This is a genomic window from Pseudomonas sp. W17 (assembly GCF_040268305.1).
Lineage (GTDB): Bacteria > Pseudomonadota > Gammaproteobacteria > Pseudomonadales > Pseudomonadaceae > Aquipseudomonas > Aquipseudomonas protegens.
Genome location: NZ_CP158490.1, coordinates 4,223,461 through 4,237,243, shown reverse-complemented (window position 1 = coordinate 4,237,243; position 13,783 = coordinate 4,223,461). Strand labels below are relative to the sequence as shown.

Here is a 13,783-nt window from a genome sequence, read left to right as displayed (position 1 = left end):
TTTCCCTTGGTAGACCCCGACATGAAGACACCCGAGCAGTGCAGCGGCCTGGACGACGTCCGCTGCGGTATCGACGCCATGGACCAGCAGATCATCCAGGCCCTGGGCCGGCGCCTGGCCTACGTCAAGGCGGCGGCGCAGTTCAAGCCGACCGAGGACACCATCGCCGCCCCGGAGCGGGTTGCGGCGATGCTCCCGCAACGTCGGCAATGGGCCGAGCAGGCGAGCCTGGACCCGATGTTCGTGGTGCCGCTGTTCGCCCAGATCATCCACTGGAACATTGCCCAGCAAGTGCGCCACTGGCGCCGTCAGCACGGGTTGGATCAAGGAGCCCAAGATGAGTGAATCCTGCCTGTCCGGCTTGACCCGGGCCCTGCGCAAGGGCGAATCCCTGGCCCGACGCAGGGGGCGGGCGGTGCTGGTGGTGTACAGCCTGGCCGCCGAGCGCCTGGAGCCGCTGCGGCTGTTTGCCGCCAACCGCCAGGTGTTCGGCCAGAGCCTGTTCTGGTCCAGCGACCAGGGCGCCCTGGCCCTGGCCGGGTTCGGCTGCACCGAAGAAATCAGCCCGCCGGCCGCCGAGCGTTTTGCCGCCAGTACCCAGGCCTGGCGCCAGTTGTTGCTGCAGGCCCATCAGGTCGGGCCCAAGCGGGCCTACCTGTGCGGCGGCTTTGCCTTCGACCCCCAGGGCCCGCGCAGTGCCCAGTGGCAATCGTTCGCCGCCACGTCCCTGGTGCTGCCGCGGATCCTGCTGCTGCGCGAAGGCGAGCAGCAGCACTGGCTGTTCAGCCTGTGGGTCGAGCCCGGCGCCGACGTGGCTCAGTGCGCCGGTGCCCTGGAGGCGGAATGGGCCCTGTTGCAGGCGCGCTATACCCACGCCCCCTTGGCACAGATGCCCGTTGGCACCCAGGCCGAGGACGACACCCAGGCCGCCGGCCGCTGGCAGGACTGCGTGGCCCGCGCCATCGCGCGGATCCAGGGCGGCGAGCTGAGCAAGGTAGTACTGGCCCGGGAAGTCTGCCTGCGGGCGAGCCGCAGCATTCCTTGCGGGCCGCTGCTGGAAAACCTCAGGGCGGCCTATCCCCAGGCCTTCCTGTTCGCCTTCAGCCGTGGCGACAGCTGCTTTCTCGGTGCCACGCCGGAACGCCTGGTGCGCCTGGCCCGCGGCACCCTCAACACCGTGGCCCTGGCCGGCACCTGCGCGCGCGGCCAGCATGAGCAGCAGGACGCGGAACTGGGCCAGGCCCTGATGGACAGCGCCAAGGACCGCCATGAACACGCCCTGGTGGTGCAGACCCTGCGCGAAGCCCTGCAGCCCTACTGCGCGATGCTGGAGATTCCCCCGCAGCCGCAACTGCACCGCCTGGCCCACGTCCAGCACCTGCTGACCCCGGTGCTGGGACGGTTGCGGCCCCAGGTCGATCTGCTGCAAGTGGTGGATGCCCTGCACCCGACCCCGGCGGTGGGCGGCCTGCCTCGGGGCAAGGCCCTGGGCTATATCCGCGAGCATGAGCAACTGGACCGCGGCTGGTACGCCGCCCCGGTGGGCTGGCTGAACGCCGAGGGCGATGGCGAGTTTGCCGTGGCCTTGCGTTCCGCCCTGATCCGCGGCAACCAGGCGCACCTGTTTGCCGGTTGCGGCATCGTCGGCGAGTCGGACCCGGCGAGTGAGTACCAGGAAACCTGCCTGAAGTTGCGCACCATCGGCGAAGCCCTGCGCCCGCCACCGGCCGCGCCGAGCGTGGCAGCGAGCGGCGGACAGAGCGCCTTGTAGCCCTCGTGCGGACCTCTTCGCTGGCCAGCCAGCACCTACGCAAGCTCCCGTCAGCTGGTGGGGATGGCGTTGGCTGTCGGGCCGGCGAGGTTGTGGCCGGGCTTGGCTCGCAGCAGGGCGTTGATGGCCTGGCCGTAGCCCTTGCCCGCCAGGCTCATGCTGTTGTTGTGGGTGCCGCCGGGCACCAGCAGCAGTTTCTTCGGCTCCAGGGCGGCCTGGAACAATTCCTTGCTCAGGCGCGGCGGTACGTAGTCGTCTTTCAGGCCGTGCACCACCAGCAGTGGCATGCCGATGTCGCGGATCTTGTCGACGGAGTCGAACTTCTGCGACAGCACCCAGCGCACCGGCAGCGAGGTCTTGGTCACCGCCGCGGCGGCATCGGCCAGGGTGGTGAAGGTGGATTCGACGATCAGCCCGCGGGCGGCAATCGGCGTTTTCTCGGCGGCGGCCGTGCGCCCCAGTTCGGCGGCCAGGTCGATGGCCACGGCGCCGCCCAGGGAGTGGCCGTAGATCAGGCGCTTGCTGGCGTCGGGCTGCAAGACCTTGAGCCGCTCCCAGGCGATGCGCGCGTCTTCATACACGCTGCTTTCCGAGGGCAGGTCGCCGTGGCTCTGGCCGAAGCCGCGGTAGTCGATGGCCAGCACCGAGTAGCCCAGGGCGTGCAGTTGCTCGATGCGAAACAACTGGCCGGTAAGGTTCCAGCGCACCCCGTGCAGGTAGAGGATCGCCGGGGCGTCGGCGCGCGTGGCCGGCCACCACCAGGCGTGGAGGTTCTGCCCGGCCTTGAAGCTTTTCGGCTTGAGTTCCAGCTCCTGCACCGTGCTCGGCAGGCCGCGATACCAGCCGGCGGTGCCCGGCTCGATGCGAAACACCAACTTGCGCTCCTGGTGTTCGAGCACCGCGCAGCTCACCGGCAGGCCACCGACCAGCGCGGCCAGGCACAGCAGGGAAAACCAGCGACGGCGCAGGCGCTGGGACAGGGTTGGGGACATGGAAGGCTTCACCACGGAATGATCAGCCAGGAGTTTTAACAGAAGTGTGCGGATGGCTGTAGTGATTTTGCTGCCGTGGTCGCCGCATCGGGCTACCCGATACCAGGTGATTGTCAGCGGCCCGACCCTGCCCGATTGGGCAGGGTGCACCGATTGGGGGACTAGGTCTTAGAAGTCCCAGCGAGTGGTCACCATCACATTGCGTGGGTCACCGTAGTAGGCCGAGTCATAGAAACCGATGTTGGTGTAGTACGACTTGTCGAACAGGTTGTTGACGTTCAGGGTCGCCGAAAGGTTGTCGGTGACTTGGTAGCGCGCCATCAGATCCACTAGCCAGAACGGGTCCTGGGAGAACTTTTCGTAACGGTCCTTGCCACGGTTGTACAGCGTTTGCCAGCCCTCACCCTGCCAGCGGGCGCCACCGCCCAGGGTCAGTTTGTCGAGGCTGCCGCCGAGCTTGTAGCTGCTATAGAAACTGAGCTGATCTTGCGGTTCCCAGGTGGCCACCTTCACCCCGTCGGCATCACGGCTGACCTTGTGGGTATAGCCGGCCTGCAATTGCCAGCCAGGACGCAGCTCACCGGAGATCTCCGCTTCGTAGCCCTTGGTCTTGGTCTTGGTGGCGATATAGGAGAAGTCGACCCCAGGATTGGAGTTGTAGATGGTGTCGGCGATTGGACGGTTTTCCTCGTGTACCTCGAAGTAGGCGAGGCTGGAGTTCAGGCGACCGTCGAAGAACTCGCCCTTGAGCCCGATCTCGTAGTTTTTCCCTTCGTTGGGTTCGAGCATCTTGCGCGTGCGGTCACGGTACTGGGTTTGCGGTTGGAAAATCTCGGTGTAGCTGGCGTAGGCGGAGACATTGTCGTGGAGGTCGTAGACCAGGCCGGCATAGGGCACTACCTTGCCGCTCTCCTTGGTGTCGCTGGTACCGGTGACCTGGAAATTGGCGACGCGGGTGCCGAGCAGCAGCGACAGGTCGTCCATCAGGCTGAAGCGGCCGGTGATGTAGGTGCCGGTCTGGCGCGTGGTTTCATCGTTGATCTTGGTCGGCTGGTTCCACAGGGGCTCGATGGCTTCGCCGTGCCAGTTGTAGAAGTCATAGGCGTTGTCGAAATAGGTGGCGTCGGAATAGTCCTTGCCCTTCCATTCCGAGATCGACAGGGACTGGCCCACTACCAGCTGGTGTTCTCGACCGAAGAGTTCGAAAGGTCCGGATGCATAGACGTCGAGGCTGTCACTGGTGGTTTCGCCAGTGTATTTGCGAGCGTAGATCGAACTGGTGGTAGCGGTGTCCTGGGAGACGTAGCCCAGGGGCGCGTTATAGCCGTTGATCTGGTGGTTGTACTGGGCCTTGGCGACCCAGCCATTGTCGAAGTTGTGCTCCAGGGTGGCGAACACGGTACGGGTGTATTGTTCCCAACTGCTCCACTTCGGACCATTGTTGAACGAGCGAGGCAGGTTCAGATAATTGCCGTCCGGGTCATAGACGGTACGTGTGCCGGTCCAGCTCGAGCCCTTCGGGTCGCTGTCCTGATAGTCGGCACCCAGGGTCAGCAGGGTGTCCGGTGACAGGTCGAATTCAAGGATGCCGTAGTAGACATTGGTCTTGCGCTGGTAGTGATCAAGAAACGATTTCTTGTCTTGGTAGGCGGCCACCGCCCGGCCGCGGACGTTGCCGGAGTCGGTCAGCGGCCCGCTGACATCAATCTGGGTGCGATAGTTGTCCCAGGAGCCGGCGCCGAGCTCGATGCTGCTCTTGAACTCGGACGTGGGCTTCTTGCGGATCAGGTTGATGGTGCCGCCAGGACCGCCGGCACCGGTCAGCAGGCCGGTCGCGCCCTTGAGCACTTCGACGCGGTCGTACAGCGCCATGTCGGTCATGGTCTGGCCGGCCGAGTACTGGGCGTCACGCAGGGTCGGGATGCCGTCGTACTGGAAATTGACGATGGAGAAACCGCGGGAATAGTAGTTGGTGCGTTCGCTGTCGTAGGTGGATACGGTGATACCCGGCGTGTGGCGCATCACGTCGTCTATTGCCGTGAGGCCAAAGTCATCCATCACCTGGCGGGTCACCACCGAGATCGACTGCGGGGTTTCCCGCGGGGTCAGCACCAGCCGGGTGGCGGTGGCGATGGTGCCTGGGGTATAGGAACCGGTGCCTTCGGTAACGCTGCCCAACTGGTTGGCGCTGACCGTGGTCGCCCCCAGCTCGACCCGTTCACCGCCGCTGGCCTGGACCACCCGATAGCCCGCACCCTCGGCCACGGCTTGCAGGCCCAGGGGTTTGAGCAGGCGCTGCAGGCCTTCGTCCACGCTGAAGCGGCCATTGAGGCCGGTGCTGCGCTTACCGGCGCTGAGGTTGGCGTCGATGGCGATCATGCTTGCCGATTGCTGGCCGAAGATGCCCAGCACCTGGTCCAGGTTGCCTGGGGCGATGGCGTAGTCGCGCTGCTGGTGGTCGGTCACGGCGGCGCCGGCTTCGGCGGCCATCAGCGGCAGGCTGGTGCTGGCGATGGACAGGCCGATTAACACCGGGCGCAAGGCCGCGGCAAGGGGCGTAAGGCGAATGTGCATAAGGGAAATCCGTGGGTTGAGAAGGGTTGGCGCTGAGCTGTTTTCCAGCTTCTTCCCTGGTCTTGATGCACGAGATTGAAAAAACTGCCGCCGCTTCGGAAAAAAAACGGAAAAAATCAGCTGGCCTCCACGGTGGCCCAGTAACCCATCACCCGCCGGATGCGAATCGGCAGGGTCCTGGCCAGCAAATCGAGGCTGGCGTCCGGCTGGTCCAGGGAGAACGACCCGGAAACCCGCAACTCGGCGACTTCGGCGGAGCAGCGCAGCAGGCCGGGGTGGTAGCGGTCGAGTTCGGCGATCACCTCGCCCAGGGGGCGACGCTCGGCGATCAGCAGGCCCTGGGTCCAGGCATTGGCCGTGGTGGGCACGGCGGCCAGGGCGCTGATCCGCTGTTGGGCGATATCCACTTGCTGGCCCGGGTCCAGGCTTAGCGCAGGGGCCTGGGCGGTGCTCACCGAGCCACTGCCGGCGAGCAGTTGTACCCGGGTGCCGTTGATGCCCGGCAAGCCGACGCTGAGGATCAACTGCGAGCGCGGGGCGAGCTGGATGTGCCCATCGGTGGTGGCGACCTGCACGGGCGCGGCGTTGCCCAGGGTCAGCAACAGGCGGCCGCTGTTGAGCCGCAGTTGTAGGCCCTGGGGGCTGGCCTTCTGGTCGAGGCTGGTGCGGGTGTCCAGTTGCAGGCTGGCGCCAGCGGCCAGTTGCAGCTGGCGGCGCTCGCCGGTGGCGGTGTGGTAGTCGCTGAACAGTTGCGGCAACAGCAACCGTTCGCGCACGCTCCAGCTGCTGGCGGCGACCACGCCCAGGCCGATGATGCCCTTGAGCAGGGTGCGCCGCCCGGGGTGGCTGCGAGCCTGCAGCAGTTGCCGGGCGTGGGGCGCGGGCAGGCTGCGGGTGCTGTCGCGCAGGTCCTGGCCGATGCCGGCCAGGCGCTGCCAGGCCAGCTCATGCTGCGGGTCGGCCCGGCGCCAGGCCAGGCAGGCGGCCTGCTGCTCGGGGGGGCTGATGCCTGATTGCAGCAGCACCAGCCACTCCAGGGCCTGGTCCAGTACCTGCTGCTCCACGGCGCCCTGATCGTCCACTGGCTGGAAGGCGTTCATCCCGGGTACACCGCCGCGTAGCAGTGGCGGTAGGCCTTGAGCATGGCTTTCTGCACCACGTTGACCGAGAGCTGCAGGCGTTGGGCAATTTGCGGGTAGGTCAGGCCTTCGAGCTGGGACAGCAGAAACACCTCGCGCACCCGGCTGCCCAGGCCGTCCAGCACCTGGCCCACGGCGTCCAGGGCCTCAAGCACCAGCAGCCGGGTTTCCGGCGAGGGCTGGTACTGCGGCTCCAACTGCGCCAGGGTTTCCAGGTATGCGCGCTCCAGGGCCTGGCGCCGGAAATACTGCCCGCACAGGCGGCTGGCCACGGTGTTGAGGTAGGCCCGGGGTTCGCGCAGTACCGGCAGTCGCTCGCTGCGCAAGATGCGCACAAAGGTGTCCTGCGCCAGGTCCATGGCCTGGTCCTGGTTGCCGAGCTTGCGTCGCAGCAGTTGTACCACCCAGTTGTGATGCTGGAGGTAGAGCTCGCCCACGGCGTGCTGTAGCGAAGGGTTGGGCACCATCGATAAGGGTTCCGAGGTCGAGGTGGGTGAAATGGGCGTTTATGGTAATGCTTCTCATTAGTGAGTGCTTGAGTTTTTATTGCCGTTCACCAGGGCTGACTGACACTCGGAAAAGTGAGCAGGGTTGAGGTTTAATTGGTTGCAAGGTACAACTAAATGCCTCACTTGCGAGGTCACGCCCATGCCGAGTTCATCCGCTTCCCTTATCCCATCACTGCGCCAGGCCTCCCGGCAGATGGTCCGCGAGCTGGGCTTCATGCAGGCCACCCTGGCCGCCACCGACTACCCGCCCTCGGCGGTGCACGCACTGCTGGAGATCGGCCAGGGCAATGCCCTGACCGCCGGTGACCTGGTGACCCTGTTGGGCCTGGAGAAATCCAGCGTCAGCCGCCTGGTGCGCAAGCTGGTGGACGCCGGCGAGATCAGCGAGCAGGCCCATGACCAGGACGCCCGCTCCAAGAAGCTGCAGCTCAGCGCCCGGGGGCGCCAGACCCTGGCCGGCATCGACCGTTTCGCCCAGGCCCAGGTGGCCGCGGCCCTGGCCCACCTGAGCCCGGCCCAGCAGCGCAGCGCCTGTGCGGGCATCGCCGACTACGCCCGGGCATTGCGTGCGGTGCGGCTGGGAGACGTGCCCGAGCCGCCCGAGCGCTGCTCTATCGCCCGTGGCTACCGGCCCGGAGTGATTGGCCGCATCGCCGAAATGCACGCCCGTTACTACGCGGATCTGGCGGGTTTCGGCCAGCCCTTCGAAAGCCTGGTGGCGCGGGACATGGCCGAATTGATGGGGCGTTTGCACAACCCGCGCAATGAAGTCTGGGTGGCGCTGCTGGGGGAACGGATTGTCGGTTCCATCGCCATTGATGGGGAGGGCGAGGGCGGTGAGGCGCTCCTGCGTTGCTTCATTCTCGATGAGGCCGCCCGCGGCCAGGGGCTGGGCCGGCGGCTGCTGGTCGAGGCCCTGGGCTTTTGTGACCAGTGGGGTTTTGCCGCCACTCGGCTGTGGACCTTCAAGGGCCTGGATGCGGCGCGCGCGTTGTATGAGGAACAGGGCTTTGTGCTGGTGCAGGAGCAAGAGGGCGAGCAATGGGGCGCGCCAGTGACCGAGCAGTGTTTTGTGCGAGCAAGGGTGGCGCAGCGCGACACCATCCGCTGAGCGCTGTAGCCGCTGCTGAGCCTGCGAAGCTGCGCAAAGGCCCGCAGGGCCTTGCCTGGCGGTCCCGAGCCGAGCCTGTGGCGGCCCTGAAAACCTGCGTCTGCTGCGTCGGAATGCCGCCCAAGCCGTTCGCAGCCTTGTGCAGCGGCTACAGATAGCCGGTACTGGTGGTAGGGTTAGCCCCCTGATGATTATCGATCTGTGGAGAAGCATCCCATGCAAGCCATCAAGCTCAGCCTGCCGGCATCCCTGGACAACCTGAAGCGCGTGGAGCTGGCAGACCCCGGCCAGCCCGGCGCCGGGCAGATCCGCGTGCGTATCCATGCCTGTTCCTTGAACTTCCACGATTACGCCGTGGTGACCGGCGCGCTGCCTACCGCCGACGGGCGGATTCCCATGGCCGATGGCGCCGGGGTCGTGGAAGCGGTGGGCGAGGGCGTCAGCGAGTTCGAGGTGGGCGATGCGGTGGTGTCCTGCTTCTTTCCCCATTGGCACGATGGCGGCCCGGCGATCGCCGATTTCAGCACCACTCCGGGCGATGGCGTCGACGGTTACGCCCGTGAAGTGGTGATCCAGCCCAGCCACTGGTTCACCCATGCGCCCAAGGGCTACAGCCATGCCGAGGCGGCAACCCTGACCACCGCCGGCCTGACTGCCTGGCGCGCACTGGTGGTGGACGGCGCGCTCAAGGCCGGGGAAACCGTGCTGGTGCTGGGCACCGGCGGGGTGTCGATCTTCGCCCTGCAACTGGCCAAGGCCATGGGCGCCACGGTGATCGCCACCTCCTCCTCGGACGCCAAGCTGGCCAAGGTGCGCGAGCTGGGGGCCGACCATACCCTCAACTACCGCACCCACCCCGAGTGGGGCGCTGAAGTGCTCAAGCTCACCGGCGGCCGCGGCGTCGATCACGTGGTGGAAGTCGGTGGCCCGGGCACCTTGCCGCAGTCGATCAACGCGTGCCGCATTGGCGGGCACATCGCCCTGATCGGCGTGCTCACCGGCTGGGCCGGACCGGTGCCGACCGCGGCGCTGATGGCCAGGCAACAGCGCCTGCAGGGGCTGATCGTCGGCAGCCGCCAGCAGCAGATCGAAATGGTCCGGGGCCTGGAAGCCACCGGCATCAAGCCGATCATCGACAGCACCTTCCCCCTGGCGGATATCGCCAAGGCCTTCGCCCATGAAGCCTCGGGCGCGCACCTGGGGAAAATCTGCCTGAGCCTCTGAAGCGATGCCGCAACCCGGGCCCAGCCTACTGATCGGATCCCCTGGGGATCCGATCTCCGTCGCCGCTGCTGCAGGTGGCGACAGAAGGCGCAGCGCCTGCCTGCCCCAGCCAGCCACTCACAAACAGTTGATCCATGCTAATGGATCCAAAAATAAAGCCATTATCTAAAGGCTTCACCTTTTACAGCGTGAAAAGTCGATAGTGCGCGATAATCGCCCATAAAAAGCACTATTCGCGTGTCTCTCTATTGTTTGTGGATCCATTAATTGATTGATTAGGCCCCTGGCGATGGCAGGAACCTTCCTGGCCGTCCCCGCATAACAATTACAAGAAAAGGGTTTCGTCATGCGCGTTCTCCCAAGGGCACGGGCCGTTCTCGGTCCTGCGTGCCACCTGCCTGTGTGCCTGTCCGTCCCCGCGCTTTGCGCGTCCAGCCCGAGCATGGGAGGACGGCCATGAACCACGATCTCAAGCAACGAGTCGACCAGGGCCCGATGGGCTCCTTCCAGTGCCTGGCGATCGGTATCTGCATTGTCCTCAACATGATCGACGGCTTCGATGTGCTGGTGATGGCCTTCACCGCCGCTTCGGTGTCCGCCGAGTGGCAGCTCAACGGGGCGCAGATCGGCCTGCTGCTCAGCGCCGGGCTGTTCGGCATGGCCGCCGGTTCGCTGTTTATCGCGCCCTGGGCCGACCGCCTCGGACGTCGGCCGCTGATCCTGTTCTGCCTGCTGCTGTCGGGGGTCGGCATGCTGCTTTCGGCCGGCAGCCAGAGCCCTTTGCAACTGGCGCTGTTGCGCGGCCTGACCGGCCTGGGCATCGGCGGCATCCTGGCCAGCAGCAACGTGATCGCCGCCGAGTATTCCAGCCGCCGCTGGCGCGGCCTGGCGGTAAGCCTGCAATCCACCGGCTATGCGCTGGGCGCGACCCTGGGCGGGCTGCTGGCGGTGTGGCTGCTGACTCATTGGGGCTGGCGCTCGGTGTTCCTGTTCGGCGGCATCGTCACCTTGCTGGTGATCCCCCTGGTGCTGCTCTGGCTCCCCGAATCCCTGGACTTTCTCCTGGCCCGGCGGCCGGCCGATGCCCTGGTGCGAATCAATCGCCTGGCCGGGCGCCTGGGCCATCCGCAACTGCTGCAAATGCCCGCGGCAGCGGTACGCGAGCAGGGCGCCGGCAGAGGTTTTGGCCAGCTGTTCGCCGGGCCGATGCGGCGCACCACGCTGCTGATCTGGTTGCTGTTTTTCCTGGTGATGTTCGGTTTCTACTTCGTCATGAGCTGGACCCCGAAACTGCTGGTGGCCGCCGGGCTCTCGGCGCAGCAGGGGATCACCGGCGGGGTGCTGCTGAGTGTCGGCGGGATCTTCGGCGCGGCGCTGATTGGCGGCTTGTCCTCGCGCTGGCCGCTGACCCGGGTGCTGTCGCTGTTCATGCTGGTGACCGCCGGGCTGCTGGTGCTGTTCGTCGGCTCGGCCTCCTCGATTGCCGCGGCCCTGGGCCTGGGGCTGCTGATCGGGCTGTTCGCCAACGGCTGCGTGGCCGGGCTCTACGCCCTGTCACCGGTGGTCTACGACGCTTCGGTACGGGCCACCGGGGTCGGCTGGGGGATCGGTATCGGGCGCATTGGCGCGATTGTCTCGCCCACGGTGGCCGGGGTGTTGCTGGATGCCGGCTGGCAGCCGCTGCACCTGTACGGGGTGTTTGCCGTGGTCTTCGTGCTGGCGGCGGGTTGCCTGTTGTTGCTGCGCCCGGCGCCGCCGCAGGCGCAAGCGGCCCTGGCTTAGCCCGCGGAACCGGATAAGGCGGCGGGCGCTTTTTCAAGACTGGCCGTCGATGATCGCCGCGGCCACGGCCTGGCGGAACCAGCTCAGGGCGGCGGAGCTGTCGCTGTTGGGGTGCCAGTGCAGCGAGACTTCGAACTCCCCCACGGAGAACGGCAGTTCCAGTTGCCGCAGGCCGCCTTCGAGGGTGAACAGGCGGGCGATCTGCGCTGGCAGCACGGTCAGCAGGTCGGTGCCGGGCAGCACTTTGGGCAGCACCGAGAAGTGCGGCACGTGCAGGCTGATGCGGCGCCGGGCACCCATCTGCTTGAGCACGTCCTCGACGCTGCCGTGGCCGGTGGTGCGGGTCACGGCGATGTGCCGCTCGGCGAGGAACTGCTCCAGGCTCAGCTGGGTGCCGATGCGCGGATGACGGTCGCTGAGCAGGCACACGTAGCGCTCGCGGATCAGCACCTGGCTGCGGGTGCCGGTCAAGGGTTTGCGGCAGATCAGCGCGTCGACTTTAGCACTGCTGAGCCACTCGCCGGCCTGGTCCACCTGCAGCGGCAGGACTTCGACTTCGGCCTCGGGGGCCTGCTGGTTCAGGCGCGCCAGGATCAGCGGCAGGAAGCCCATTTCGCCAAGGTCGGAGAGGGCGATGCGAAAGCGCCGTTCGGTGGCCGCCGGGTCGAAGCGCCGGGTGCTGTGCACGGTGTTCTCGATCCGCGTCAGGGATTCGCGAAAGGCCGGGTACAGCTCATCGGCCAACTGGCTGGGCTGGATGCCGTCCCGGGTGCGGCTGAACAGGCCGTCGTCGAACAGCTCGCGCAGCCGCGCCAGGCCGTAGCTGACCGAGGGCTGGGTGACGAACAGGCGCTCGGCGGCCAGAGTCACGCTGCGGGCTTCGTAGAGGGTGACGAAGGTGCGGATCAGGTTCAGATCGATGTGGCTCATGCTGCCTCATGGATATAGACGGGTCTTATTTTTAATAGAGATAGTATCGATTTGATCAATTACGTGGCGGCTGCAAGAGTAACTCAAATTCTAAAAAACAGCGGCAAAGGTCCATATGAAAACCGTCCATAGCGCCTCCTACGACATCCTGCGGCAACAAGGCCTGACCACCGTGTTCGGCAACCCGGGTTCCAACGAGCTGCCCTTTCTCAAGGGCTTCCCCGAAGACTTCCGCTACATCCTCGGCCTGCATGAAGGCGCGGTGGTGGGCATGGCCGACGGCTTCGCCCTGGCCAGCGGCCAGCCGGCCTTCGTCAACCTGCACGCCGCGGCCGGCACCGGCAATGGCATGGGCGCCCTGACCAATGCCTGGTACTCCCACAGCCCGTTGGTGATCACCGCCGGCCAGCAGGTGCGCTCGATGATCGGCGTCGAGGCGATGCTGGCCAACGTCGATGCACCGCAGCTGCCCAAGCCCCTGGTCAAGTGGAGCGCCGAGCCGGCCTGCGCCGAGGACGTGCCGCGGGCCCTGAGCCAGGCGATCCACATGGCCAACCAGGCGCCCAAGGGCCCGGTGTACCTGTCCATTCCCTACGACGACTGGGCCCGCCCGGCGCCGGCCGGGGTCGAGCACCTGGCCCGGCGCCAGGTGGCCACTGCCGGGCTGCCCTCGGCGGCGCAATTGCGTTCGCTGGTGCAGCGCCTGGCGGCAGCGCGCAACCCGGTGCTGGTGCTGGGGCCGGATGTGGATGGCAGCCAGAGCAACCACCTGGCCGTGCAACTGGCGGAGAAACTGCGCATGCCGGCCTGGGTCGCGCCGTCCGCTTCGCGCTGCCCGTTTCCCACCCGTCACCCGAGCTTTCGCGGGGTGCTGCCGGCAGCCATTGCCGGCATCAGCCGCTGCCTGGCGGACCATGACCTGATCCTGGTGGTGGGGGCCCCGGTATTCCGCTACCACCAGTTCGCCCCGGGGGACTACCTGCCCGCGGGCACCGAGCTGCTGCACATCACCTGCGACCCCGGCGAAGCGGCGCGTGCGCCCATGGGCGATGCGCTGGTGGGGGACATCGCCGAGACCCTGCAGGCCCTGGTCTGGGCGCTGCCGGATTGCGACCGACCGCAGCCCCAGGCCTTGCCGCCGGCTGCTCCGGTCGAGGAGCTGGGCGGCCTGCTGCGCCCGGAAACCGTGTTCGACGTGATCGATGAGCTGGCGCCCAAGGACGCGATCTACGTCAAGGAGTCCACCTCCACCGTAGGCGCCTTCTGGCAGCGGGTGGAAATGCGCGAACCCGGCAGCTACTACTTCCCGGCCGCCGGTGGCCTGGGCTTCGGCCTGCCAGCGGCGGTGGGGGTGCAACTGGCCCGGCCGGAGCGGCGGGTGATCGGGGTCATTGGCGACGGCTCGGCCAACTACGGTATCACCGCGCTGTGGACGGCCGCCCAGTACCAGATCCCGGTGGTGTTCATCATCCTCAAGAACGGCACCTATGGCGCCCTGCGCTGGTTCGCCGGTGTGCTGCAGGTCAGCGACGCCCCGGGCCTGGACGTGCCCGGCCTGGACTTCTGCGCCATCGGCCGCGGCTATGGCGTGCACTCGGTGCAGGCCAACACCCGCGAGGCGTTCGCCCAGGCCCTGAGTGAAGCCCTGGCAGGCGACCGCCCGGTACTGATCGAGGTGCCGACCCTGACCATCGAACCTTGAGGGCTGCCTTGTCGCCGGGCGCGAGCCCGGCCTTGCCAACCGCAACCTG

Annotated in this window: 11 protein-coding genes; 6 read left to right on the top strand and 5 right to left on the bottom strand. The window is 66.7% G+C overall.

The features are described from left to right. The first annotated feature begins 21 nt into the window (after positions 1-21). Both ABCR88_RS19535 and ABCR88_RS19530 read left to right on the top strand, forming a co-directional pair. A complete protein-coding gene (locus ABCR88_RS19535) occupies positions 22-345 on the top strand; it encodes an isochorismate lyase (RefSeq protein ID WP_325984838.1) in 324 nt (107 codons plus the stop codon). Further along, on the top strand, positions 338-1,771 hold the full coding sequence (locus ABCR88_RS19530) for an isochorismate synthase (protein ID WP_210672366.1): 1,434 nt from the start codon (positions 338-340) through the stop codon (positions 1,769-1,771). The genes ABCR88_RS19535 and ABCR88_RS19530 overlap by 8 nt, the downstream gene beginning before the upstream one ends. A 50-nt stretch (positions 1,772-1,821) precedes the next feature. Here ABCR88_RS19530 and ABCR88_RS19525 read toward each other — a convergent pair whose 3' ends face one another. The 4 genes from ABCR88_RS19525 to ABCR88_RS19510 all read right to left on the bottom strand — a co-directional run bounded on the left by ABCR88_RS19525 (position 1,822) and on the right by ABCR88_RS19510 (position 6,943). Beyond that, positions 1,822-2,763 carry an alpha/beta hydrolase gene (locus ABCR88_RS19525; RefSeq protein WP_325984836.1) on the bottom strand — a complete coding sequence of 314 codons (942 nt, stop codon included), beginning with the start codon at positions 2,761-2,763 and terminating at the stop codon, positions 1,822-1,824. 168 nt (positions 2,764-2,931) lie between these two features. Beyond that, positions 2,932-5,337: a TonB-dependent siderophore receptor gene (locus ABCR88_RS19520; protein WP_236186291.1), complete on the bottom strand. Its 2,406-nt coding sequence runs from the start codon at positions 5,335-5,337 to the stop codon at positions 2,932-2,934. 116 nt (positions 5,338-5,453) lie between these two features. Continuing rightward, the gene (locus ABCR88_RS19515; protein WP_236186292.1) at positions 5,454-6,437 is read right to left on the bottom strand and encodes a DUF4880 domain-containing protein; all 984 of its coding nucleotides are present in this window, start codon (positions 6,435-6,437) and stop codon (positions 5,454-5,456) included. Next, complete coding sequence (locus tag ABCR88_RS19510) at positions 6,434-6,943, bottom strand: sigma-70 family RNA polymerase sigma factor (RefSeq protein WP_011061763.1); 510 nt, start codon at positions 6,941-6,943, stop codon at positions 6,434-6,436. The genes ABCR88_RS19515 and ABCR88_RS19510 overlap by 4 nt, the downstream gene beginning before the upstream one ends. A 181-nt stretch (positions 6,944-7,124) precedes the next feature. Between ABCR88_RS19510 and ABCR88_RS19505 the strand changes: the two genes are divergently transcribed. The 3 genes from ABCR88_RS19505 to ABCR88_RS19495 all read left to right on the top strand — a co-directional run bounded on the left by ABCR88_RS19505 (position 7,125) and on the right by ABCR88_RS19495 (position 11,102). Continuing rightward, positions 7,125-8,096: a bifunctional helix-turn-helix transcriptional regulator/GNAT family N-acetyltransferase gene (locus tag ABCR88_RS19505; protein ID WP_236186294.1), complete on the top strand. Its 972-nt coding sequence runs from the start codon at positions 7,125-7,127 to the stop codon at positions 8,094-8,096. A gap of 216 nt (positions 8,097-8,312) precedes the next feature. Then, positions 8,313-9,320 carry an NAD(P)-dependent alcohol dehydrogenase gene (locus ABCR88_RS19500; protein WP_011061761.1) on the top strand — a complete coding sequence of 336 codons (1,008 nt, stop codon included), beginning with the start codon at positions 8,313-8,315 and terminating at the stop codon, positions 9,318-9,320. A 456-nt stretch (positions 9,321-9,776) separates the two neighbouring features. Further along, complete coding sequence (locus tag ABCR88_RS19495) at positions 9,777-11,102, top strand: MFS transporter (RefSeq protein WP_350403141.1); 1,326 nt, start codon at positions 9,777-9,779, stop codon at positions 11,100-11,102. A gap of 33 nt (positions 11,103-11,135) precedes the next feature. Here ABCR88_RS19495 and ABCR88_RS19490 read toward each other — a convergent pair whose 3' ends face one another. After that, entirely contained in the window at positions 11,136-12,032 is an 897-nt protein-coding gene (locus ABCR88_RS19490; protein WP_350403139.1) for a LysR family transcriptional regulator, read from the bottom strand. A 115-nt stretch (positions 12,033-12,147) separates the two neighbouring features. Here ABCR88_RS19490 and mdlC point away from each other — a divergent pair, with 115 nt between their 5' ends. Continuing rightward, positions 12,148-13,734, top strand: a complete 1,587-nt coding sequence (gene mdlC / locus ABCR88_RS19485) for a benzoylformate decarboxylase (RefSeq protein ID WP_015635942.1) — start codon at positions 12,148-12,150, stop codon at positions 13,732-13,734. Positions 13,735-13,783 lie beyond the last annotated feature (49 nt).

Bases quoted from the DNA above. Each gene is read 5' to 3' on its own strand.
- ABCR88_RS19535 (WP_325984838.1), top strand. From the start codon at position 22: ATGAAGACACCCGAGCAGTGCAGCGGCCTGGACGACGTCCGCTGCGGT.
- ABCR88_RS19530 (WP_210672366.1), top strand. From the start codon at position 338: ATGAGTGAATCCTGCCTGTCCGGCTTGACCCGGGCCCTGCGCAAGGGC.
- ABCR88_RS19525 (WP_325984836.1), bottom strand. From the start codon at position 2,763: ATGTCCCCAACCCTGTCCCAGCGCCTGCGCCGTCGCTGGTTTTCCCTG.
- ABCR88_RS19520 (WP_236186291.1), bottom strand. From the start codon at position 5,337: ATGCACATTCGCCTTACGCCCCTTGCCGCGGCCTTGCGCCCGGTGTTA.
- ABCR88_RS19515 (WP_236186292.1), bottom strand. From the start codon at position 6,437: ATGAACGCCTTCCAGCCAGTGGACGATCAGGGCGCCGTGGAGCAGCAG.
- ABCR88_RS19510 (WP_011061763.1), bottom strand. From the start codon at position 6,943: ATGGTGCCCAACCCTTCGCTACAGCACGCCGTGGGCGAGCTCTACCTC.
- ABCR88_RS19505 (WP_236186294.1), top strand. From the start codon at position 7,125: ATGCCGAGTTCATCCGCTTCCCTTATCCCATCACTGCGCCAGGCCTCC.
- ABCR88_RS19500 (WP_011061761.1), top strand. From the start codon at position 8,313: ATGCAAGCCATCAAGCTCAGCCTGCCGGCATCCCTGGACAACCTGAAG.
- ABCR88_RS19495 (WP_350403141.1), top strand. From the start codon at position 9,777: ATGAACCACGATCTCAAGCAACGAGTCGACCAGGGCCCGATGGGCTCC.
- ABCR88_RS19490 (WP_350403139.1), bottom strand. From the start codon at position 12,032: ATGAGCCACATCGATCTGAACCTGATCCGCACCTTCGTCACCCTCTAC.
- mdlC (WP_015635942.1), top strand. From the start codon at position 12,148: ATGAAAACCGTCCATAGCGCCTCCTACGACATCCTGCGGCAACAAGGC.